Below are 22968 nucleotides of genomic sequence, written 5' to 3'. Positions count from 1 at the left end.
AGACCGCGGCTATTACGATGGAGAGGAGATCAGGGCCTGCGCGGAAGCCGACATCACGGTGACGTTGCCGAAGCCGATGACTTCGGGCGCCAAAGCTGCTGGCCGCTTCGGCAAACAGGACTTCGTCTATGTCGCTGCCGACGATGTTTATCGCTGTCCCGCCGGCGAGCGGCTAACTTATCACTATACGAACGTAGAGGACGGAAAGACCCTGCGCCGCTATTGGACAAGCACCTGCAAAACCTGCGCGCTAAAAGCTCAGTGCACGACAGCCCCCGAGCGCCGCATCTCACGCTGGGAGCACGAGGCCATTCTGGAGAAAGTTCAGGAGAGGCTCGACCACAACCCCAATGCAATGGGGGTCCGCCGTCAGACAGCGGAGCATCCGTTCGGCACGATGAAGTGTTGGATGGGAGCAACGCACTTTCTCACGAAAAAGCTGCCGAAGGTGGCCACTGAGATGGCGCTCACCGTGCTCGCCTACAACATGAAGCGCGTGATGACGATCATGGGCGTAGGTGGATTGCTGGAAGCGATGCGGGCGTGAGGCCGGCCTCTGCGCGACCAAATCAGCGCCTACATGAAGCTCCCGATTGCCACCGAGATGAGAGGTCGATTCCACCGAATTAGAAGTTCGGCGGCCGCGAAATGCGCCAGTGCGCCCCAAGTTGCGTGATTTTCACACAGCCTGGGCCAACAGCAGTCGTTTCAGCAAACGATTCGCTACCTGCAACCCGAAAAGTGAGCCCGGCTTGGTCCCTGCCGTCAGTTATTGAGAGCGCCCCACAATTGCTTTCGGGCATGCGGTCTGACTCATTGGAGTTACAGCCTGGTATTGTTCTCGACGACGACGAATTGAATCGTGGTGTCTCCTACGTTTTGCAAACTCATGCCATGGGGGCGGAGGCTCATCTAACAATGCGCCCGCGATTATATAGATCTTTACACAAATCGGGCATGGACCACTTTCGGTAAGATGCCTTCATCGCAGAATAAGTTGTTACCTGAACGCTTGCCAATTCCAACCGATATAGGCCGTAAAGAAGGCAACGATTCCCGTCCCCACAGCCATGGCGAATATCTGCTCTAATGAATCGAGTGGAACGACACTGGACACGGCCAACGCAACTCTTCCGACGAGTACAACTACCAAGCACGCGACAGCGAGCGCGGCAGCCCGTCTGCGCAACGTGAGGAGAAGTAGCCCGGCAATTGTGTATAGGGTGCCGTATCCAAAGACTAAAACCGCAGAAACAGCGCCGAGTGCAGTGGAGATGCCAAAGAATTTATGGGTAAAAGCAGTTATCACCTCCGCGGCGCCGGACAAAATCATCAAAACCCGACGATGGTGAGACATCGATTTTGCCGTATCTGCGATATGTCCGCTGTCCGGCTCAACCCAACCCAGACCTCTGAGTGGTTATGAGTCCAAGCCCTGAATGCGACGGCACCATCCTCGCCCGCGCTAGTGAAAGTGAGCGCGGTGAGATGCTGAACTGGCCTGGCTTCCACGCCAACTGAATGGTGCCCCGTGCCATCGGGCGAAATGATCCGCGAGGCGTTTGAGTACGTGCTCGGCTGATGTGGAAGTCGCGCGCGTCGTGATGAGGTTTGTTTTGGCTTCCTATCATGACCAGCTTGCGCCGTGCATTGGCCGCTCTCGCGCCCCGCGCGCATGAGGCGGCGCAACAGCCTCTAGATTGTAAATGCATTTTAGTTTCAAGGTGTTAGCCCCTTCACAGTCTTTGTGAAGCCGAGGGCCTAAGCTTTGAGAACCACCGCTCGGAAGGCAACGACGACTACACCGGAATGGTATTCCGTACCTGCGACTATCGCCGCCGTTTTTGGCTTGGCCATTATCGTTTTAATTGCCATTGGGGCTTGGTAGGCAGGAGAGCAAGACTGCTTTCAAGCCGCTCGGGAGGCAAAGATGAACACACCCGAGGCTGTGCGATGCCCAAGATCCTGCTGGTCGAAGACAACGAGATGAACCGCGACATGCTCTCGCGGCGCCTCGTGCGCGGCGGCTACGAGGTCATCGTTGCCGAGGACGGAGCGCGCGGCGTCGCAATGGCGACGAGCGACAGGCCCGATCTCATTTTGATGGACATGAGCCTGCCGGTGATCGACGGTTGGGAGGCGACGCGCCGGATCAAGGCCACGCCCGAGCTGCGCAAGATCCCCATCATCGCGCTCACGGCGCACGCCATGGCGACCGACCGGGACAAGGCCCTCGAGGCCGGCTGTGACGACTACGATACAAAACCGATCGAGCTGCAGAGGCTGCTGAGTAAGGTCGAGACGCTGCTCGCGGCTGCGGGACAGTAGACGACCACAAGGTCTGAACATGCGATGAGAGGGAGTAACTCATGAAAACGGCTCAATACAAATGGTCTCAAAGTGAGGGGTGGCGCCCGAATTTGCCGACCAGTGAAGTCGGACGACAAAGTGTCGTGTTCGTTTTTGGCGCGAGATCGCTGATGCAGGCAGGCGCCCCCGTGGGCGAGTTGCGCGACCATTTCAAAGGGGCCGCCATGCTCGGTTGCTCGACTTCCGGCGAGATCGTCGGCGACATGGTCGTCGACGACTCGGTGATTGCCACCCTTGCGGACTTCGAACATACGCGGCTCCGGTTCGCCTCCGCTGCGATTGGCGAGGCGAAGGCAAGCTATGACGTCGGCAAGGAGCTCGCACGGCAGCTCAACGACGCCTCGTTGCGCCACGTGTTCGTGCTTTCTGATGGCTTACACGTCAATGGCTCCGACCTGGCGCGCGGTCTCGCGGGCGGCGTCTCGGAAGGCGTGTCGATCACCGGCGGCCTTTCCGGAGATGGAACCAACTTCGCCGAGACTTGGGTGATTGCCGACGGTGGCGCGGGCCCCCAGCGCGTGGCAGCGGTCGGCCTGTATGGCAACGATTTGCGTATTGGCTACGCATCGATGGGCGGCTGGGAGCCATTCGGGCCGCTGCGCATCATCACTCGGGCCGAGGGCAACATCCTCTACGAGCTGGATAGGCGGTCAGCGCTCGATCTCTATAAATCGTACCTGGGCTCACACGCCGACCGGTTGCCAAGCTCTGCCCTGCTCTTTCCAATCTTGGTTACCGAAGCAAAGGGCGGCCAGGGTGTCGTCCGGACCGTCCTGGCTGTGGACGAGCAGAACAAGTCAATGACGTTCGCCGGCGACATCCCACAGGGCGGAACGGCGCACTTGATGAAGACCCATGTTGACGATCTGGTCGACGGCGCGACGGCCGCCGCCAAGGCCAGCCTCAGTGGGCTGGGCGGCAGGCGACCAGATCTTGCAATTCTGGTGAGCTGTGTCGGTCGTAAGCTGGTGATGAAGCAGCGTACCGAGGAAGAAATTGAAGCAATCCGGGATGTCTTCGGGACGGATACGAAGATTTCCGGGTTCTACTCGTACGGCGAGCTCTGTCCCTTCGTGCACGGTGGCGAGTGCCGCCTGCACAATCAAACCATGACCATAACGACGTTCGCCGAGCACTGAACCTCATAGGGCACCGATGCACAGGCTGCTACGACGCCAGCTCAGAAAGCACCTCGGTATCGAGGACGCAGTACCGGCTGTGCTGCAAGCTTTCGTAGCAGCCGTCGATGCCGCATACGCCGATTTCGATGGCGATCGGGCGATACTGGAGCGCTCACTCGAGCTGAGCTTGAAAGAGCTGTCGGAGGCACGCGACAAGGCCACGCAGGCCCAGACCCGGCTGACCGACGCGCTCGAGAGCATTTCGGAAGGCTTTTTCCTGTTCGAATCCGATGATCGCATGGTGCTATGCAACTCACGCTATCGCGAGCTCTATCCGGGGTTGGCCGACCTCATGCAGCCGGGGCTGGAGTTTGAGCATTTGATCGAGACCGTGGTCGAGCGCGGGATCGTGGCCGATGCAGCTACACGACCTCAAGAATGGGTGGAGCAAAGACTTGCCCGGCATCGCAACCCCAGTGGGCCGTTTCTACAGCACCAGTGGGACGGTCGCTGGATCCAGATCAGTGAGCGCAAAACACAGGATGGTGGTACCGTTGCCGTGTTCACGGACGTGACCGAACTCAAACGGCGAGAGGAGGAGTTGGCAGTTGCGCGCGACACGGCAACGGAGGCCCAGCGCCGGCTGGCCGACGCGATCGAGAGCATCTCGGAGGGTTTCTCGCTCTACGATGCCGACGACAAGCTGGTGACATACAACCGGCGGTACCGGGACATGCACGGCACCGGCAGCATCGATGTCGTGAATCAGGGCGTATCGTTCGAAACGATCCTCCGCAATGCGGCCGCGAGCGGCGAGATCCGCGACGCCGAGGGACACGTCGAGGCCTGGGTCGCGGAACGTCTGGCCCGGCATCGCGATCCCCAGGGCCCGCATGTGCAACGCCGCTCAAACGGGCGCTGGATCCAGATCAACGAGCGCAAGACCGATGACGGCGGCACGGTCGCGACCTACACCGACATCACCGACGTGAAGCAGGCGGAGCAGGCGATCCAGGAGAGCGAGCAGCGGCTGCGCATCATTGCCGAGGCCGCGCCGATGGCGGTGGCGATCGTCACCTTCGATGACGGGATCATCCGGTATGCCAATCAACGCTTCAGCGAAATGTTCGAGCTCGAAAGTTCGCCCGCCCTGGGCGTGCAAGCGAAGACTCTCTACGCAGACCCGCAGTATCGCGAGCGCTTCATCGGCGCACTCACCGAGCAGGGCCATGTGGAGGGCATGGAGATGCTGTTCAAGCGGGCTGGAGGCGAGGAGTTCTGGGCGCTCATAGCGTCGCAGCGCGTCCAGTTCGAGGGGCGCCCGGCGATGATCAACGGCCTCGCCGACATCAGCGACCGCAAGCGCATGGAAGGCGAGTTGCACAAGGCGATCTGGGCGAGCGAGCAGGCGACCCGCGCGAAGTCGGATTTCGTCGCCAGCATGAGCCATGAGCTGCGCACGCCCTTGAACGCGATCATCGGTTACAGCGAGATCCTGTTTGAGGACGCCCAGAGTTCCGGGCGCGAATCGGAGATGGCGGACCTGCGCAAGATCCAGGATGCCGGCAAGCATCTGCTCGGCCTGATCGACAACGTCCTCGATCTTTCCAAGATCGAGGCCGGCAAGATGACGCTCTATCTCGAGACGTTCGAGCTGCGGCCCATGATCGATAGTGTGGCGGCGACCGTCACCGCGCTGGCCAAGAAGACTGGCAACGTCCTCGTGGTGAACTGCGCCGACGAGGTCGGCGCGATCCACAGCGATCTGACCAAGGTGCGGCAGATCTTGTTCAATCTTCTCAGCAATGCCTGCAAATTCACGCGGAACGGGACGATCACCCTGGCCGCGCTCCGCGATACGAACGAGGCCGGCGACGGGATCGAGTTCCAGGTGCGCGACACCGGTATCGGCATGACGCCGGATCAGCAGGCCAAGGTGTTCGAGGCCTTCACTCAGGCCGATGAATCGACGAACCGCGCCTATGGCGGCACCGGGCTCGGCCTCGCCATCACCAGGAGCTTCTGCCGGCTGCTGGGCGGCGATGTGACGCTGACCAGCGAAGCCGGCAAGGGGACGACCTTTGTGGTTCGTCTGCCGGCGGTGACACACGCCGCTCCGGACGCTGCGACCGGGGCGGTAGAGAAGCGTTCTCTGGATCTGCAGGTCGCGGAGCCCGAGCATGCGCCCATCGTTCTCGTGGTTGACGATGATCCCAACGCGCGGGAGCTGCTGCGTCGACACCTGCAGCGCTGTGGCTACGCCGTTCGCATGGCTGCCAATGGCGAGGAGGCGATGCAGCTTGCCCGCACGCTGAAACCCGACGTGGTCACGCTCGACGTTCTGATGCCGCAGATGGATGGCTGGGCCGTGCTCAGTGCCATGAAGGAAGATGCGGCACTCGCCGAAATTCCCGTGATCATGGTCACGATCGTCGACAACCAGAGCATCGGCTTCTCGCTCGGCGCCGCCGATTACCTGATCAAGCCGATCAATCGCGACCAACTGGTCCGTGCGGTGGAAAAGTGCTGCCCGCGGGGCGAGCCACGGCACGTGCTGATCGTCGAGGACGACGCTCCGACCAGCGAGCTGATGGCGCGCGCCTTGCGGGAGATCGAGTGCACGGTCACACAAGCGGAGAATGGTCGGGTTGGCCTCGAACGCTTGAACGAGGCCTCACCGGACGCAATTCTGCTCGACCTGATGATGCCCGAGATGGACGGGTTCGAGTTCGTCGCGCGGCTGCGCGCCGAATCCCGCTGGCGACGCATCCCGGTCATCGTCGTCACCGCGAAGGCCCTGACGGCCGAGGATCTCGCGCGTCTCAACGGCCAGGTACAGCATTTGGTGCACAAAGGCGAATACAGCGGCAAGGCCGTGCTGGCGGCGCTCGACGAGCTGGTCCCCCGGCATGCCCACGCGCGGATCCGGAGCGACCATGAGCATCATTGACACCGACCGCGCGCGCGCCTCACGTATTCGGCTAGCTAACCTTCGCCAGGAACTGCTGTCCCCGGTCAACGCCCTGCTCGGCTATGCAGAGATCATGCACGAAGAGGCGTCGCGGGAAGGGCGTCAGGATATCCTGCCCGATGTCAACCGTGTCCTCCGTGCCGCCCGGGATCTCGCCGACAAGGTCGACCAGCTGGTCGAGGGCGATCGCGAGAACGACGCGACCGACCCGGCGGCCGCCCCCCAGGAGCAGCAGCTACGCCATGAGCTGCGCACACCCTTGAACGCGATCAAAGGCTATGCCGAGATGCTCAGCGAGGATCTAGCCGATATCTCGAGCGGCGCGCTGCGGTCAGACCTCGACCGAGTGCTGCTGGCGGCCACCGACCTGCTGCCACGTCTCGATCGCATCGTGCGATTTTCGGCCGATCTCGGTGAGACGAACCTAGCCTGCGACCAGACCGGCGCGGCAATGGTAAGCGAACTGATTCGCAGCCTGGGGCCAGTCCGGCAAGAGCCGTCTGCCGTCACCGAAACCGGCTCCATTCTCGTCGTCGACGATATCGAAGCCAACCGCGATCTCCTGTCGCGCCGACTGGCCCGCGATGGTCATCGCGTCGCTTCCGTAGCCGGGGGTCAGCAGGCCCTGCAGGCGCTCGAGCACGATGAGTTCGATCTCGTCCTGCTCGACCTGATCATGCCCGACATCAACGGACTTGACGTGCTCGTGCGCATGAAGGCGGATGAGCGGCTACGTCGCATTCCGGTTATCATGATTACGGCCCTGGCGGACACAGAGAGCGCCGTCCGCTGCATCGAGGCCGGCGCAGAGGATTATCTCCCGAAACCGTTCGATCCGACCCTGCTGCGCGCGCGCATCAACGCGTGCTTACACAAGAAGCGCTGGCGTGACCGCGAGCAGAGGTATCTTCGCCGCATCGAGGACGAGACCGCCAGGTTCGAGCGGCTGCTGTTGACCATCCTGCCAAGACAGGTGATTGGCCGCCTGAACCAAGGCGAAGCCATGATCGCCGACCGCTTCGAGGGCGTGAGCGTTCTGTTCGCCGACCTGGTGGGCTTCACCGAGCACTCGGCACGGGTCACGCCTGGAGCGACGGTCGAGTATTTGAACCGGCTGTTCTCGGAATTCGACGCGCTTGCCCACGAGCTCGGCGTCGAGAAGATCAAGACCATCGGCGATGCCTACATGGCCGTGGCCGGCTTGCCCGATCCGAACCCCGATGCGTTCGCAGCGATCGCGAAAATGGCGCTCGGCATGATCGATCGGCTAGGCCGCGTCAACGGCCATTTCGGTTGGCCCTTGCAAATCCGGATCGGCATACATTCCGGTCCGGTGGTCGCCGGCATCATCGGCACGCACCGCTTCATCTACGACGTGTGGGGCGATACTGTAAATGTCGCCAGCCGGCTCGAGGCCTATTCTCTGCCCAATCGAATCCATGTGTCCCAGGATATCGCCCGCCACCTCGTCGGTCCCTTCGCGCTGGAGCCACGCGGCAGCATTGACGTGAAGGGCAAAGGCAAACTGGAGGCGTTTTTCTTGAGCCGGATCTAGGCGCGCACCCGCGGGCGCGTCTGATGCCGCTCGGGCGCGCGAACGGCGATCGAAGCTTGTGCCGACCGACGACGCGCCGCCCAGCCCTCCTCGTTTAGGAAGTTAGGTGTCCCATCACCACGCCAACGACTGCCCGTCATGTCCGCGTGGTGGCTCAATTGGAAGGGTCATTGAAGCTTTTTCCCCCTCGGACGGGCGGATGACTTCCGAGATCGGTCAATTGCGTCATTCCGACCGTGCGCCAGATACTTCTGGTCGATCCCTGATAACAGACATTTTGGTGCCTGCCGGCACGTCTCAAAGGTGCGAGAGTCGGAAGCGTCCTGCCTGCCCGCTCCGAGCACTCTCGCTTAGCTGTATATGCGCTGGTTAGGATCCGAGAGCTCAACCTATGCAGGGTTAAGTTCTCCTCAGCAAACTAACGGTGGGACCATCAGAAAATGCGCCGGGATGCGCCGCGGGGGAGCTTCGGGTTATCTATCAGAGGCGATGACGCAAAAGCGACGTGGACAACTATCTAATTAAAAGATCTTCTCACGACAGCAGACGTGCAACCCGGTTCGCTTCGGTTCAGGGCCAATTGCGGAACAAGTTGGCGATGATCGGAACGCTCCCCATCTCTCAATCTCCTCGTCGTCGGCGCCATTCGTCTGGAGAAAGGCCAACGCACGTTCTTGAAAGCGCGACTGAACGCAGCTTCTGATTCGAAGCCGACAGCCGCTGCGACGGAGACAACCTTGGCACCGTCTTCGACAAGCACTCGCCCGCACATCGGATGGCGGTCAGGTGCAGAAGTATTATCGGCTTTCAGCAGCAACCTCTAAAGCGACCTTTCCCGACGGCATAGCGCGCTTGCTGGCGTTCGCGAAAGAATTCCACATACGTCATGATCGGCTGGTCGGGATGCTTCACTCGCCGGTGCGCAACGTATGTTTCGTAATCGGGAACGCCGATCATAAGACGCGCAGTACGCGTGCTCCAATAACCGGCGGTTCGCATCGCGCTGGCGGACTGGTCGAACAAATTCTGCAGGTCAGGCATGGCTACCTCCCGCGGCTACCCCGGCGAACTCTATTTCCATTGCGGTCGGCTGCGGATTGCCCAGTGCTCGCCAGATATTGATCAGGCCGTAGATCACTGTCGCAACGACCACCAGCACGAACAAAGCTGCGAGCGATGCATCGACGTAGTCGTTGAAGACGATCCGACTCATCTCGCCAAGCGTTTTTGCCGGTGCCAACAACTGACCTGCTGCGATCGCATCGCTATATTTGAGCGCGTGGCTGACGAACCCCACGTTCGGATCGGGGCTGAACACCTTCTCGAGCCCCGCGGTCGTCGTGCAGGCCACGAGCCACGTGGCGGGCACAATCGTCACCCAAGCGAACCGCTCGCGCTTCATCTTGAACAGGACGACGGTGCACACCGTCAACGCGATTGCCGCCAGCATTTGGTTGGCGGTGCCGAACAGAGGCCATAGCGTCCAGATACCACCCAATGGGTCGATCACGCCGACGTAAAGAAAGTAGCCCCACAGCGCGCACGAAAGCGCCGAACCGATCAGGTTGTTGGTCCAGGACGCAGTCTCCTTGAACGCTGGGACAGCGTTGCCGATGAGATCCTGAATCATGAACCGGAGCACGCGCGTTCCAGCGTCAACCGTGGTGAGTATGAACAGGGCCTCGAAGAGGATCGCGAAGTGGTACCAGATGCCCATTAAGGTACGGCCACCAAGGAACGACGACAGAATATGGGCCATGCCGACGGCGAGCGTTGGTGCGCCGCCGGTGCGTGACATGATCGACGTCTCTCCGACGTCCTTGGCCATTTGAGTAATCTCGTCCGGGGTCACCACGAACCCCCAAGCCGAGATCACTTGCGCGGCTTGCTCAGCCGTGGTGCCGATCAGTCCTGCAGAGCTGTTCATCGCGAAATAGACGCCGGGATGGATGATGCTCGCGCCGATCACCGCCATGATCGCGACGAACGATTCCATCAACATTCCGCCGTAGCCGATGAAGGCAATCTGCCTTTCGTTCTCGATCATCTTCGGCGTCGTCCCTGACGCAATGAGAGCATGCCATCCGGAAACGGCGCCGCAGGCGATTGTAATGAACAGGAAGGGGAATAAGCCGCCGGCCCAAACTGGTCCGCTGCCGTCAATGAATTTGGTGACAGCAGGCATCTGGAGATTGGGACGAACGATGATGATGCCGATGGCCAAGAGCGCGATTGTGCCGATCTTGAGGAATGTCGAAAGGTAATCGCGCGGAGCCAGAAGCAGCCAAACCGGCAGCACGGATGCGACGAAGCCGTATCCGATGATGATCAGCGCCAGCGTCTCGCCATGTAGATCGAAGTACACCGCGAGCTCAGGCGTCTCGGACACGGTCTTACCATAGATCAGCGCAGCGAGAAGCAGCACGCAGCCGAGCAGTGACATTTCGCCGACTCTGCCCGGGCGGATAAAGCGGCTATAGACACCCATTAGTAGCGCGATCGGAATCGAGCAGAACACCGCGAAAGTTCCCCACGGACTGCCGATCAATGCCTTGACGACAACGAGAGCGAGGACCGCAAGTACAATGACGCAGATCAGGAGAATGCCTACCCCTGCGATCGTGCCAGCCACCGCTCCCATCTCGGCACGCACGATGTCGCCGAGCGAGCGACCATCGCGCCGCGTCGATAGAAACAGAACAGTCATGTCCTGGATCGCACCGCCGAACACCGCGCCAGCGAGAATCCAGAGCGTACCCGGCAGATAGCCCATTTGCGCGGCAAGCACTGGACCAACCAGTGGACCCGCGCCGGCGATCGCCGCGAAATGATGGCCATAGAGCACGTACCGATTGGTCGGAACGTAATCGAGACCGTCATTATGGCGAACGGCAGGCGTTAGTCGTGTGCCATCGACCCCGAGCGCCCGGTCGGCGACGAACAACCCATAAAACCGGTAGGCGATGAAATAGATGCAAATCGCGGCGACGACCAGCCACGCTGCATTGACAGTTTCACCTCGGTTGAGCGCCACGATCGCGAATGCCGCGGCACCCAGAAGAGCGACCGCGATCCATAAGAGCTTCGACTGGCGCGCACTTGAATTGTTGATGATACTCATGGATGTCCTCCCGCACTGCAGGAAGCCCAACCAAACAAAATTCACCCTGGCGGGGACCTAGATCGAGGCAAGGGTGTATTGGCTGGGATCCTTCCTTTCCGTACACCAGGTCGGGACTGGGTATTTCGCTAAGCTCAGAGCCCACTATAGTTCCGCCTGACGGTATAATTCTAGGACTCTGTTTGTTCGCTGGGAAGTGATTAGGATCGTGCGAAGAAAGTGTCGTGGCTGGGCCAATGGATGATGGGCACCTCATCAGGGGGCTGGCCCAGTGACAGCGATCCATAACCGTTTCGCGTGCTGGTTTTCATCAGGTGTTGGAGTACAGCAACTTGGTCCGTTCAGGGTCAGAACCGGACCTCATATGCCCTTCTATGAAGAGAGCGATGCGACACGAGCCGCCAGACTATTCAGGCTCGCCTACGGCCGGCGCCTCCGATGCCTACTCAAAGCACATTCAGGAGTTGGGCCCCACGCTCCGGAGCATGACCTTGTCCCGGTGATGGCGTGGCGCGGTATCGTGCCCGCTCACGGATCGCGAGATGCGAGGTACGCTACAATCGCGAGAAGATCCTGCTCGTCAAGATCGGCGACAACTTGGGCCATTAACGGGCTCCATTCTCCCGTTCGGGCGCCGTGCTGGAAGTCATAGAGCTGCCGGAACATGTAGCTCGGTGAACGACCAGCAATGCTTGGCAGCGGTCCAAGCCCTTTCAGGTCCGCGCCATGGCACAAAGTGCATTGGATCGTTTTGCCCGACCCACCTTTCATGACTAGCGCCTCGCCTTTGGCGAGGCTCCCGATTGGTGCATACGCTGTGAAGGTCGATCGAGGGTCGCGGCTTTCGAAGCGGAGCAAATCGTCGGGGACCTCCACGATTCGCGCTCCGATCGGCTCGCGCTCGCTGGTTTCCACCGCAGCCCAAAGCAGACCCGCCACATAGGTCTTTGGCGCGGTGTCGCTCTCGACCACCTTGATGCGTTTGCGCGGTTGCAAGGCCGAAAAGTAGGCTGCCGCGGCTTCGATTTCGGCGTCGGTGATCGGCTTAGAAAGCTCGATCATTAGCTTTGGCGGAATTCGCCCGGGGAGAGTTGTACCGCGTGCCCCGCTCTTATAGTCGGCCATCTGCTGGATGATGTAGCTCTTCGGCAGCCCTGCAAGGTCCGCGTTTTCCGGACCACCTGGCCCTGTGGCGCGGTGACAATATCCGCATGCGAACACACCGGGTTTGCGGCCGTTCGCGACGATGTCCGGCAGCGCGCCGTGGTCGCTGGGGTGCCAAACCGGCGCAATGAAACGATCACGCAACTGGCTCCAGGTATAGCCGGCCGTGCTGTCTGGTACGCGAACTGGCTTTCCGTCATCGACGGGAGGCTTGTAGTCGGGATTGTTCGGCGTATAGGCCCAAGCGGGGGGACCGTCTGCGGCGGTCGCAATCCGCATCGCGAGCAAGCCACAAACGATCACAGACGAGAGCAGCGCGGGAACAATCCTCATTTTCAGTTCCCCGACTGTCCGAGCCGGCAGCTATGGGGAGCTTGCCGCACCCATGAACTCCGGGCAAGTGCCCGCGAATGTCAAGGTACTCGAAATAACTGAAGCCGTCCGAGCAAAGCCTGGCCGCCGCGTGTGCCCCGCCAAAGCCATTCAGCCCGACGTTTGATCTCGGTGTTGCTCTGAAGCCCCGCCGGGTCCGACGCGACCAGGTCATTCATGACGCGGAAGTCGGTACGTTTACTACATGTCTGGGCTGGGTCATTCGAGCCACTTCCGGTCCGCCCCGATCAACGGACATTCTCAGCGCCCGTCGGCATGTCTCAAAGGGGCCATTGGCGGACATGCGGCACGTTTCGGTCATTAGATCATACGGACGAGAGAGTCATACGGACGAGGTTTCCGGCAGCCCGGTGTCGGCTGCCCAGGCGGCCGGTCGCTCAAGGACGCGCAATGAGCAACGGCTGGACGTTTTCGCCGCCTGCCATGAGGGGATTCGACGGCTCGAAGTGCTCGCGCAGTTCTCGCCTTTTGACGAGCGAGCGCGCCACAACAAAGGCGTCCTTCAGGCGTTTCGCTTGCCGGACTGCGACATTGAAAAAGGCGTTGCCGAAATAGGTCCACTTGGCTTTGTCCCGGCAGCCGAACGATGGATGGTCGGCATCGGCCGCGGTGATGACCAACGTATCGGGGTTCGCGAGACGAGGGATAAAGACCCCGGAATAGCAGGCCGAGATGACCACCACCTTGTATCGCATACCGGTCCGCGCCAGCATGCCGGCGAGATTGGACGGCGTGAGCGTTTGCGTAAGCCGCCCCGCTTTGACTGCAAGCCCGTCGGGGGAGCCGTGCGAGGTGAGAATCAAGAACAGAACATCGTTCTCGGCGTCCATTCCATTGGCCGCCACCTGCAAGGACCTAGCGAGGCCTTCAATCGTTGCACCTCCGCCTATCTTCCAATTGTATTGCACGTTGACCGGGCCGCTCCCGAAACGGCCCGCTACGACCCGTGCTGCACCGATTGCCTCGTTTCTAAACACGCCCTGATCGCCGAAAAGGCCGAAGGACACGACGCTTACCCTGCGAGCATCCTCAACGGCGCGCGCCGGCGAAAACGACGGCGCAATGGTCAAAACAAAGGCGATGAGCGGCGCGCCGAACCGGCCGATCCAACGTGGATGCACAGCTTCACCAGGCCATTTCGTTCAACAGGTCACGTGAAAGAGCCCGATCCTCCTGGCGTGCGAGCGGTTGAACATCCGGATCGCCTCGGGTGTCGGCCTCAACAGCACCTCGCAGCCCTTCCTTTCGAAATAGGCTTCGGCTTCCGGTGACAGGTGCACGTTGCCCATCTGACCGGAACCAATGACGACTTGGTCGCACCCTTTCTCGAAGAGAAAGCTTCTTTTTCCGCTTCACAACTTTGCCGGAAAGACGAACGACCACGTCGTGCTGATACGTCGTTCCGTCAATCGTAATCGCGCCAAATGTGGTGCTGTCAATCTTCATCGTGACCTCCTGATTAGACTCCAGCTCCAAATATGCAGCAGTGAGGCGCCTCGACGTCGGCATCATCTCCCTCAAGAGCGTTCCAATAGAGCACGTCGATCTTTATAGCCGCATACAGCGCTTCGAAAAAATCTCGTCTCGTAAGGGCTACAGCGTAAGGGCCCTTGACCAAAAGCACGCCGTTCGAGCAGGCAGCCCTCGCTAAAATACGAAGGCAAACAGGGCGTTGTGAATCCTATTCGGCCGCGCTTTGTGCTAGTCTTCCAGTCGTCCATACCTTGAACCAAGCGAAATTAAAACAGGAGGATGGGCCTGACACAGACAATCAATCAGATCCTACGGTGCAGTCTGCGGTTTCTCAGCGAGGTCAGTTTTGCCTGAGACCGTGCAAGGGATCTCCTAGGAAAGATTCTCTTGCTCACCTCGAAGACACGCTCATGACGGCTCCTGTAGGAAGAGGGAGAGACGATCATGATCAAGGTGAAGATTAATGGCCAGGAACAGAATTGGGATGGCGATCCCGATCTTCCGCTACTCTGGTTCATCCGTGATGAAGTGGGACTCACCGGCACCAAGTTCGGCTGCGGCCAGGCGCTGTGCGGCTCATGCACCGTTATCGTCGACAAGCAGGCGGTGCGCGCCTGCATCACCTCCGTGTCCGATGTCGGCGGCCGCGAGGTCACCACCATCGAGGGCCTGCATCCGACCGGCGACCACCCGGTGCAGAAGGCTTGGCGGCAGCTCAACGTGCCGCAATGCGGCTTTTGCCAGACCGGCCAGATCATGCAGGCGGCGGCGTTGTTGATGGATAATCCAAAGCCGTCGCACGACCAGATCCGCGAAGCCCTGTCCGGGAATATCTGCCGCTGCGGCTGCTACCAGCGGATCGAAAACGCGGTCCATCTCGCTTCGACGGGGGTGTGACATGAATATCCTCACCAATCCCAGCAAGCTTCGCGGCTTCGAGAAGCACATCAAGGTCGAGAACGTTTCGCGGCGCAGCATCCTCAAGGGCCTCGGCCTCGCCGGCGGCTTCGTGCTCGCCGCACCCGTGATGATGCGGCCGAGCTTCGCCTACGAGACCGGCGCGGGGAAGATGCCGCACGGCGTCGTGGTCGACCCGCGCGTGTTCGTCTCGATCGCGCCGGATGGAATGGTCACCATCGTTGCGCACCGCTCCGAGATGGGAACCGGCGTGCGCACCAGCCTGCCCCTGATCGTCGCTGAAGAACTGGAGGCCGACTGGAAGCGCGTTCGCGTCCAGCAGGCGCATGGCGACGAGGTCAAGTTCGGCAACCAGGATACCGACGGCTCGCGTAGCACGCGGCATCATCTGATTCCGATGCGCCAGATCGGCGCCTCGGCCCGCACCATGCTTGAGCAGGCCGCCGCAAAACGTTGGGGCGTGCCGGCAGCCGAGGTGAAGGCCGTCAATCACGAAGTCGTCCACAGCGCGAGCAGACGCAAGCTCGGCTTTGGCGAATTGGCCGCCGATGCAGCCAAGGAGTCGGTGCCGAGCGTTGAAGGCCTGAAGCTCAAGGATCCCAAGGACTTTCGTTACCTGGGCAAGGGCGAGATCAGCATCGTCGATCTTCACGACATCACGACGGGAAGGGCCGAATACGGCGCCGACGTGCGGTTGCCCGGCATGAAATATGCCGTGATCGCCCGCCCGCCGGTGACTGGCGGCAACGTGGCGTCGTTCGACGGCGCGGAGGCGATGAAGGTTTCCGGCGTCGAGAAGGTGATGGAAGTCAAGGGCTGGCCATGGCCCTCGAAATTCCAGCCGCTCGGCGGGATCGCCGTGATTGCCCGCAACACCGGCGCGGCGATCAAGGGCCGCGACGCGCTGAAGGTCACCTGGGAGGACGGCGCCAACGCCAAATATGACTCGGTTGCCTATCGGGCCGAGCTCGAGGACGCGGCGCGCAAGCCCGGCCTCGTCGTGCGCAAGGAAGGTGACGCCGAAGCCGCGCTGAAAGGCGCCGACAAGGTGATCGTGGGCGAGTACTATTTGCCCCACCTTGCCCATGTCGCTATGGAGACGCCGGTCGCGGTCGCCGACGTCAAGGGCGACAAGGTGGAGGTCTGGGCTCCCGTGCAAAGCCCGGGCGGCACGCGCGAGGACGTCGCCAAGACGCTCGGTATCCCCGAGGAGAACGTGACCGTCAACGTCACGCTGCTCGGCGGCGGGTTCGGGCGCAAGTCGAAATGCGACTTCGCGCTCGAAGCCGCGCTGCTGTCGAAGGAGCTCGGCGCGCCGGTCAAGGTGCAGTGGACGCGGGAGGACGATATCCGCAACGGCTTCCTGCACACCGTCTCCGTCGAGCGCATCGAGGCGGGCCTCGACAAGAGCGGCAAGGTGATCGCCTGGCGGCATCGCAGCGTCGCGCCAAGCATCGCCTCGACCTTTGCGGCCGGCACGGTGCACCAGGCACCGTTCGAGCTCGGCATGGGGCTGGTCGACATGCCCTTCGAGATCGCCAACATCCAGTGCGAGAACCCGGAAGCGGCCGCGCACACCCGCATCGGCTGGTTCCGTTCGGTGTCCAACATCCCGCGCGCCTTCGCGGTGCAGTCGATGGTCGCCGAGATCGCGCAGGCGACCAACCGCGACCCGAAGGACATGCTGCTGGAGCTGATCGGTGCGCCGCGGATCCTCAACCTCGCCTCGGTGAAGGATTTATGGAACTATGGCGAGCCCTATGACAGCTATCCGATCGACACCGGACGGCTGCGCAAGGTGGTCGAGCTGGTCGCCGACAAGGGAGGTTGGGGACGGCAGGTGCCCAAGGGCCACGGCCTTGGTATTGCGGCGCACCGCAGCTTCGTCAGCTATATCGCGACCATCGTTGAGGTTGCCGTCGACGACAAGGGCAAGTTGACGGTGCCACGGGTCGATACCGCGATCGACTGCGGCGCCTACGTCAATCCCGAGCGCATCCAATCACAGATCGAGGGCGCGGCGATCATGGGGATGAGCCTCGCCAAACATGGCGAGATCACCTTCACGAACGGCAGAGTGCAGCAGGGGAATTACGACGACTTCCCGGTGATCCGGATCGACGAATCGCCTGCGGTCACCAACGTCTACATCGTGCCGCCCGCGAGCCCCGATACGCCGCCGAGCGGCGTCGGCGAACCCGGCGTGCCGCCGTTCGCGCCGGCCCTGATCAATGCGATCTTCGCCGCCACCGGCAAGCGCATCCGCGCGATGCCGATCGGCAAGCAACTGGAGGCGTGAGGTGGAACGTAACTTCGCACCAACCGTTTCATTGGTCTGGACAGGAGACGGACCGATGAAACAGATCTTGGCGGCGCTCGCGGTGTCGCTACTGTCGGGCGCCTTTCTTTTGAGCGCGCAAGCTACGAGCGCTCAAACTAACCCGCCGCCGGCCACTGCTACACGGCCGGCAAAGACGCCGAAGGATCAGAGCTCTGTACCAAGCAATGCGCCGAAAGCCACGCGAACCCAAACCACTGGCGAAGGCAGCCGCGATCCGACGGTGAAGGACATGAACGTGAAGGAGAAAGGCAAGGTCGAACGGATGGGCAAGTAGTTTGGCCGTGACGTTTGACCTTCTCGCGTGCAGCTCGGTTCCACCTCGCTCGAAACGCTTGAGGGCTTTATCCGGCAACGTGGAAGCCGATGAGAGAGGATGACGATTCGAAGAAAGTCATCGCGCTGAAACGGAAGCGGCGGACCTTTCGGTCCGCCGCTTTTTTGCAGCCGTTCCGCGTGCGGCTATTTCTTGACCGCAAACACCCAGACGACGCCGCCCTGGGGCACATTGTTCTCCACGCCGACATTCTGGGTGGCCAAGGCATCCTGGATGCGCTGTGCATCGACGCCCCAGCCGGACTGGATCGCAATATATTGCGTGCCGTCCACCTCATAGGAGACCGGCATGCCCATGATGCCGGAATTGGTCTTCTGCTCCCACAACAGTTCGCCGCCCTTGGCGTCGAAGGCGCGGAAGTAGCGATCGTTGGTGCCGCCGACAAAGACCAGATCGCCCGCGGTCGCCAGCACCGAACCGAACAATTGCGACTTCGGGAAGGTGTGCGACCAGACCTTCTTGCCGGTGGCCGGGTCCCAGGCCTGCAATTCGCCGATGTGTTTGCCGCCGGGACGGATCGTCAGACCGATGTCCTCCGGCTTGGTGCCAAGCCAGAGCTGGCCTGGAACCAGCGCCACCTTCTCGCCGGAGAAGCCGCCGCAGGTGTTCTCCATGGCCGGCACATAGACATATTTCGTTTTCTGGCTGTAGGCCGCCGACGGCCAGTCCTTGCCGCCCCACAGTGACGGGCAGAACTCGACCCGCTTGCCAACCACCGGCTTGTGCGCGGGGTCGACAATCGGCTTGCCGCTCTCGGGCTCAATGCCTTTCCAGACATCGGTGTAAACATAGGGCCAGCCGGCTACGTAGCTGATCTTGTCCGGCTTGCGCTCCAGGATCCAGAAGATCGCGTTGCGTCCCGGATGGATCAGACTCTTGACAGATCGGCCATCCCTTTGCAGGTCGACCAGCATCGGCGCCTCGACCTCGTCCCAGTCCCAGGAATCGTTCTGATGGTACTGGAAATGTGCCTTGATCTTGCCGGTCTCAGGATCGAGGCCGAGCACGGAGGTCGTATAGAGATTGTCACCGGGATGAGCGTCCCCGGGCCACGGCGCAGCATTACCAACACCCCAATAAATGGTCTTGGTGTCCTTGTCGTAGTTGCCGGTCATCCAGGCCGATCCACCGCCGGTCTTCCAATCGTCGCCCGTCCAAGTATCATGGCTGGGTTCGCCGGGGCCGGGGATAGTGAAGGTCCGCCACAGCTCCTTGCCGCTATTGGCGTCGTAGGCGGCGATATAGCCGCGGACGCCGAATTCACCGCCGGATCCGCCGACGATGACCTTGCCGTCGACAACCAGCGGCATGAGGGTCAAATACTGCCCCTTCTTATAGTCCTGGACCTTGGTGTCCCAGACCACCTTGCCGGTCTTCGCATCAAGCGCGACCAGGTGATCGTCCGTCGTGGCGAGATAGAGCTTGTCCTGCCACAGGCCGACGCCGCGGTTGGTCGGATGCAATTGGAACAAATCTTCCGGAAGTGACCGCTTGTAGCGCCAATATTCTTCGCCGCTCTTGGCATCAAGCGCGATCACCTGGCCCATCGGCGTCGTGACAAACATCACGCCGTTGTTGACGATCGGCGGGGCCTCATGGCCTTCGATGACGCCGGTGGAGAAAGTCCATACCGGCATCAGGCTCTTCACGTTCTGTGTGTGGATCTGCTGGAGCGGGCTATAGCCCTGCCCATCATAAGTCCGCCGATACAGCATCCAGTTGCCGGGTTCGGGATTTTCAAGGCGGGCTTGCGTCACCGGACTGTAATTTTCGATCGGACCGGCGACAGCAGCGGTTGAGATAAGGGTTGTGAACGCAACACAACCCGACAATAGCCATTGCTTTCTGGTCATGACGCCATCTCCCTGTGCTCTTCTCTCCCTCCCCTATGGTGGGTGGTGCGATCGTCTGGGGCACGGGAATCGGATGCGACCGCGCCCCATCACCCTGGCTGTTGAGCACCTACCTTTCCAACGAAGGTTGCAGTTATGGTGAGCGAGCCGTCGGCTATCGCCAACGGCAGTGCCGGCAAACGCCGGGGCGCGGGCCCGAACACGACTTCCGCGCGCTCGCGGGGATCGAATTCGGAGTTGTGACAAAAACATTTAAGAACGTCTTTGTCGCCCGTCTCGGACTTCAGCCAACCGGTGACAGAACATCCGGCGTGAGTACAGATCGCCGAATAGGCGACGATGCCTTCAGCAGAGCGTGATCGGGTCTCCTCATCCAATTCAGCGAGATCAAGCCTTATGATCAGAATCTCGTTGAGCCGCGAGCCGTTGCGGACTACCGAAGTCTCGGGGTCCTTTGGCCAAGCGTGCAGCGGAGGGTCGCCGAGCTTCAAATCATCGGGCTTGATGACGTCGCCGGCACGCTCTCCTTCGGAGACAACAAGGAGATCCCCTTTCTTCGGCCGGTCGCTGCTGCCGGGCTGATCTTCCTGCGCCGCAGCGAACCTGTTCGCCGCCAGGAACGCTCCGGCCGCGAGCGTCGTAAAGAGAAGCGAGCGTCGCGTTTGGTTCGGACACAGCATTGTCTTCTCCAGCTCCGCCACCGAGCCTGAATTTCAGTCGCGCGTAACCTCCCTGCCCAACGGCAAAACGCTTAAACCGGCACGTGAGGCGACGCGGTCACATGCAGGCTTGCTACCCTCTACGAGGCTCAACGCGGCCTTTCAGCGCTGCCAGCCGCCCCCGTCGAGGTGCCGGTGGCTGAGCCCGTTGTCGGCGGAGCAGTGTCAGTCCGCCCAGGAGGATGGGTGGAAGCGCCCGGCTTTTCCTGCTCACCGACATAGCCTGACTCGCCGGACTGGCGGGTCTTGGCACCCTTGTCCGCCTCCTCTTGCACCTGCTGCGGGTTGGGTGCCGTCTGCTGCTGCGCCAGCGCCGGCAGGGCGATCATGGTTCCGCTCGCAACAAGCATCGCAACGATTATGGTTCGCATGGAGGGTCCTCCCCATCGTAGCGTCACTTTGTACGAATACGAACGCGCCGGTTCGCGAAGGTTCCTAGTTCAACCTCATATTTTCAAGACAAGGGATGCGGCGCAGCCGCGCAGCTCGGGAGATAGGCGACATGGAAACAAACTCGCCGACTCGGCTTAGTGTGATCTCGGCGCCTCAGAGATCTTAAGCCATCTGGACCGCGCCACTGTTTCTTTCCTCTTGCCGGGGAGCGCCTGATGTCCTGCGCGATGCCAATTCACCGTTGAGCTGTTGCCACGGCGCGCCGGGCCATCCCGGACGCCAGCATGCTCTCGTCGAGCCAAGCAATGGCGCAACCGGATCATCTGTGCCATGGAGGCTCTGCGAATACGGAGCGCGAGTAGCCGCGCTGTTCGATGATATCATCGAGCCCGCGAGGAAACGCGACGTCGCAGAAGCACAGCTTTTGGCGCAAGCCGGCCCTAAAATGCCGACCCTATGTAGCACCGGGGGATCTCGCGCGCGAAGAGCTCTTTCGACAGCACGCGCCTAGGCATCAATCAGGACGCCCGGATTGAGCATGCCTTCCGGATCCAATTCGCGCTTGGCTGCCCGCAATGCGGCGGCGAAAAGCTCTGGCCGCTGTCTGTCGTACCAGGGTCTATGATCGCGACCAACGGCATGATGATGGGTAATGGTGCCGCCTGCGGCGATCAGCGCGTCGCTTGCCGCGTTCTTGATGGCCTGCCACTGTTCGAGAAGCGCGCCGTGTCGACCGCGCGCGTGGAAGGAGAAATAGGGTGCGGGCCCGTCCGGGTAGACATGGGTGAAGCGGCAGGTGACTTCACCTTTGATCCCAGTTGCTTCCAGAATCGCGCGTTCGGTTGCTGCTTTGACCTTGTCGTGAAAGTTTTCGAACCGATCCCAGGTGATGGCGCTCTCGAACGTATCGTTGATGAGGCCGGCGGGCGTCAGAAATTCGCGCGCATAGGGCATGCGAATAAATGCGTTGCGCCAGACGCCTGCCGCGCCTTGGAGATGCGCGTCGCTCGCCGTCGCAGGCTCCGGCGTCCCGCAGTGGTCGGCGCAGCATTCAAGTGCGCGCGCGAACCAGGCGTCCAGAGGATGATCGCCCGATTCGAATGCGAGCACCATGACTGCAGTGCTGCCGTCGGCCGCACCCGTGTTGAAGGCCTCCCGTGGGTCCAGGATCCGGCAATTGGAGGGATAGAGGCCGGCTTGCGCGACCGCACGCACAGCGCACGCGGCATCGAAAAATGAGGGAAAGCGAACCGATGCGCCAGCGCGGAACTTTGGACGGGGCTGCAATCGCATCCAGGCGCGCGAAATCACACCCAAAATTCCTTCCGAGCCGATGAACATGCGGTCGGGACTCGGCCCGGCACCCGAGCCGGGAAGTCGGCGCGTCTCCAGCACGCCAACAGGCGTCACGACGCGCAGGCTTTCGACGAAATCGTCGATATGAGTATGAAGACTGGCGAAATGGCCGCCCGATCGTGTCGCAATCCAGCCGCCCAGGGTTGAATATTCGAAGCTCTGCGGAAAATGCCGTAAGGTGAAGTTGTGCGGCTTGAGCTGGTTTTCCAGAGACGGACCATAGGCGCCAGCTTCGATCGATGCGACGCGCGATAACGGATCTACTTCGATGACATTGGAGAGATTGCGCAGATCGAGGCTGACGGCAGCCTTGTGCGTGATGCCGTCAACCCGCGGCTCGACGCCGCCGCACACGCTCGATCCGCCTCCAAAAGGTGTCAGCGAAGCGCCAACGGAGCCCGCCCAGTCCATCACAGCGGAAATCTCCGACTCGTTACGCGGATAGGCGACGACGTCGGGCGCACTATCGTAATTGCCAAGCATTGCTCTAACGTAATCCGGATAGGACTTGCCATAGGTGTGCGCGGCACGATCGTAGCGTTCGCTCGTGCAGAAGGGCGTGAGGGAAGCCGGCGGCACCACGCGCGGCTCCCGCAAGGAGAGCTCTTCAAGGCCCGGAACAGCGACCGTGTCGAATTCGTCAGCTCCAAATTTGACGTGATAGCGGCCGAGGACAAACTTCCGTTCCTCTTCGCTCATGCCTTCGCCTTCGCGTCCCCAGCCGTAATGTTTCAGCCTTGTGTCGGTCATGAGCGTTCCTCGCAGGAGCAGCGGTTAAGCCTAGCGCACGTCACGTCCGGTCTACCCGCGGTTGCGGACATTCGAACCAATTCGAGCGACTTCGGCTCGGGGCCAAGAGCCGACGTTTCCCTTCCGGCCCTCGCGA

Annotated in this window: 17 protein-coding genes and 1 pseudogene; 8 read left to right on the top strand and 10 right to left on the bottom strand. The window is 61.2% G+C overall.

Translation table 11 applies throughout. The features are described from left to right. From ACZXDY_RS21030 to ACZXDY_RS21010, 5 genes are all read left to right on the top strand, one after another. On the top strand, window positions 1–547 hold a 547-nt coding region (locus ACZXDY_RS21030), incomplete at its 5' end, for a transposase (RefSeq protein WP_464346794.1). A gap of 1406 nt (window positions 548–1953) precedes the next feature. Next, window positions 1954–2328, top strand: coding sequence for a response regulator (locus tag ACZXDY_RS21025; protein WP_130231145.1), 375 nt, complete (start codon window positions 1954–1956; stop codon window positions 2326–2328). A gap of 41 nt (window positions 2329–2369) precedes the next feature. After that, window positions 2370–3509, top strand: a complete 1140-nt coding sequence (locus tag ACZXDY_RS21020; RefSeq protein WP_456647105.1) for an FIST signal transduction protein — start codon at window positions 2370–2372, stop codon at window positions 3507–3509. Window positions 3510–3525: 16 nt separating this feature from the next. Continuing rightward, complete coding sequence (locus ACZXDY_RS21015; protein WP_456671312.1) at window positions 3526–6441, top strand: PAS-domain containing protein; 2916 nt, start codon at window positions 3526–3528, stop codon at window positions 6439–6441. Continuing rightward, a complete protein-coding gene (locus ACZXDY_RS21010) occupies window positions 6428–8017 on the top strand; it encodes an adenylate/guanylate cyclase domain-containing protein (protein WP_464346793.1) in 1590 nt (529 codons plus the stop codon). The genes ACZXDY_RS21015 and ACZXDY_RS21010 overlap by 14 nt, the downstream gene beginning before the upstream one ends. A 621-nt stretch (window positions 8018–8638) precedes the next feature. On the opposite strand, the pseudogene ACZXDY_RS21005 reads toward ACZXDY_RS21010, so the two are convergent. The 6 genes and pseudogenes from ACZXDY_RS21005 to ACZXDY_RS20980 form a co-directional block, all read right to left on the bottom strand. Continuing rightward, window positions 8639–8774, bottom strand: a pseudogene (locus ACZXDY_RS21005) (helix-turn-helix domain-containing protein); the annotation flags it as partial. Window positions 8775–8824: 50 nt separating this feature from the next. Beyond that, window positions 8825–9016, bottom strand: a complete 192-nt coding sequence (locus ACZXDY_RS21000; RefSeq protein ID WP_456645209.1) for a YbdD/YjiX family protein — start codon at window positions 9014–9016, stop codon at window positions 8825–8827. A 34-nt stretch (window positions 9017–9050) separates the two neighbouring features. Then, complete coding sequence (locus ACZXDY_RS20995; protein WP_456645146.1) at window positions 9051–11138, bottom strand: carbon starvation CstA family protein; 2088 nt, start codon at window positions 11136–11138, stop codon at window positions 9051–9053. A 528-nt stretch (window positions 11139–11666) separates the two neighbouring features. Beyond that, window positions 11667–12581 (bottom strand): c-type cytochrome, encoded by a 915-nt coding sequence (locus ACZXDY_RS20990; RefSeq protein ID WP_456645147.1) that lies wholly within the window; start codon window positions 12579–12581, stop codon window positions 11667–11669. Window positions 12582–13072: 491 nt separating this feature from the next. After that, window positions 13073–13702, bottom strand: a complete 630-nt coding sequence (locus tag ACZXDY_RS20985) for a C13 family peptidase (protein WP_464346792.1) — start codon at window positions 13700–13702, stop codon at window positions 13073–13075. 118 nt (window positions 13703–13820) lie between these two features. Then, window positions 13821–14141 (bottom strand): hypothetical protein, encoded by a 321-nt coding sequence (locus tag ACZXDY_RS20980; RefSeq protein WP_456645149.1) that lies wholly within the window; start codon window positions 14139–14141, stop codon window positions 13821–13823. 471 nt (window positions 14142–14612) lie between these two features. On the opposite strand from ACZXDY_RS20980, the gene ACZXDY_RS20975 reads away from it, so the two are divergent. Genes ACZXDY_RS20975 through ACZXDY_RS20965 form a run of 3 tightly spaced genes read left to right on the top strand, consistent with a single transcriptional unit; the run spans window position 14613 to window position 17701 of the window. Then, entirely contained in the window at window positions 14613–15065 is a 453-nt protein-coding gene (locus tag ACZXDY_RS20975) for a (2Fe-2S)-binding protein (protein ID WP_456645150.1), read from the top strand. A gap of 1 nt (window position 15066) precedes the next feature. Next, window positions 15067–17385 (top strand): xanthine dehydrogenase family protein molybdopterin-binding subunit, encoded by a 2319-nt coding sequence (locus ACZXDY_RS20970; RefSeq protein WP_028167102.1) that lies wholly within the window; start codon window positions 15067–15069, stop codon window positions 17383–17385. Between the two features lie 55 nt (window positions 17386–17440). Beyond that, window positions 17441–17701 carry a hypothetical protein gene (locus ACZXDY_RS20965; protein WP_456645151.1) on the top strand — a complete coding sequence of 87 codons (261 nt, stop codon included), beginning with the start codon at window positions 17441–17443 and terminating at the stop codon, window positions 17699–17701. A 185-nt stretch (window positions 17702–17886) separates the two neighbouring features. On the opposite strand, the gene ACZXDY_RS20960 is transcribed toward ACZXDY_RS20965, so the two are convergent. The 4 genes from ACZXDY_RS20960 to ACZXDY_RS20945 form a co-directional block, all read right to left on the bottom strand. Continuing rightward, window positions 17887–19614, bottom strand: coding sequence for a methanol/ethanol family PQQ-dependent dehydrogenase (locus tag ACZXDY_RS20960; RefSeq protein WP_028167104.1), 1728 nt, complete (start codon window positions 19612–19614; stop codon window positions 17887–17889). 89 nt (window positions 19615–19703) lie between these two features. Then, window positions 19704–20294, bottom strand: a complete 591-nt coding sequence (locus tag ACZXDY_RS20955) for a QcrA and Rieske domain-containing protein (protein ID WP_464346796.1) — start codon at window positions 20292–20294, stop codon at window positions 19704–19706. 128 nt (window positions 20295–20422) lie between these two features. Next, window positions 20423–20704 carry a hypothetical protein gene (locus tag ACZXDY_RS20950; RefSeq protein WP_051397068.1) on the bottom strand — a complete coding sequence of 94 codons (282 nt, stop codon included), beginning with the start codon at window positions 20702–20704 and terminating at the stop codon, window positions 20423–20425. Window positions 20705–21233: 529 nt separating this feature from the next. Beyond that, a complete protein-coding gene (locus ACZXDY_RS20945) occupies window positions 21234–22832 on the bottom strand; it encodes an FAD-binding oxidoreductase (protein WP_464346791.1) in 1599 nt (532 codons plus the stop codon). Window positions 22833–22968: the final 136 nt, after the last annotated feature.

The organism is Bradyrhizobium sp. LeoB3 (genome assembly GCF_055456055.1).
Note: the sequence above shows the minus strand (reverse complement) of the source record. Positions and strands in the feature narration are given on the sequence as shown.